The 712-nt window shown below is 42.3% G+C and carries 1 protein-coding gene; it reads right to left on the bottom strand.

Going from position 1 to position 712, the window contains the following annotated elements:
• Positions 1 to 712 (bottom strand): leucine-rich repeat protein (locus tag ACFO3G_RS03220; RefSeq protein ID WP_380077943.1); only part of this gene is annotated, 712 nt, incomplete at both ends.

Genomic DNA, 712 nt, shown 5'->3' with positions numbered 1-712 from the left:
CATGATCGTAAACTTAGACCAGTTCTTGTCTTCCCTGAACTCTGACACTTTAGAATCAGGAACCCAAAGCTGAATCTTCGACAAATCGCTCAACCCCTCGAATGCTCCAGCAAAATATGATGGAATTGACGCTCCTGAATAAGCTCTCCAATCAATCATCGAAAGTTTTACACAATTCTTAAACGTACCGTTTGAAAGCTGACATTCCGGCGGAAGTTTCACAGAAGCCAATGACTCGCAGTTGGAAAACGACTCTGCAAGAGCACTTTTTGAGGATAATAGTTTCATCCTTGACAAGTCTATATCCTTAAGCTTCGTACAGCCATAGAATGAGCATTTTAACATCTTTACTCCAACACAGTTCGACAAATCAATCTTTACTAACTCAATACAATTTTGAAACGCTCCCGTCATGTCAGTAAACTTCGATGCATTCTCTGCATCCGGCATGATAACTGTCGACAACTTCTTGCAATTTAGAAAAATCCCGACCTTACCGGAAAGCCCATCTTTACTTAACGATGTACCCTCCTTTATACGTGCTTCCGACATGTCAATTCTTTCAAGCGTGATGTTGGAACTTAGAAAACCCGACGTGCCCAGTGCCAATGGAAGTTCAGCGAACTCCTCACTGCCCCATTCCCCAACAAGCTTGATTCCTACGGCCTTCTTAAGATTCGAAGGAATGTCAGTTGCAGAAATAACAACATCT

Source organism: Falsiporphyromonas endometrii, assembly GCF_042654485.1.
GTDB classification, from domain to species: domain Bacteria; phylum Bacteroidota; class Bacteroidia; order Bacteroidales; family Porphyromonadaceae; genus Porphyromonas; species Porphyromonas endometrii.
This window is presented reverse-complemented; position numbering and strand designations above follow the sequence as displayed.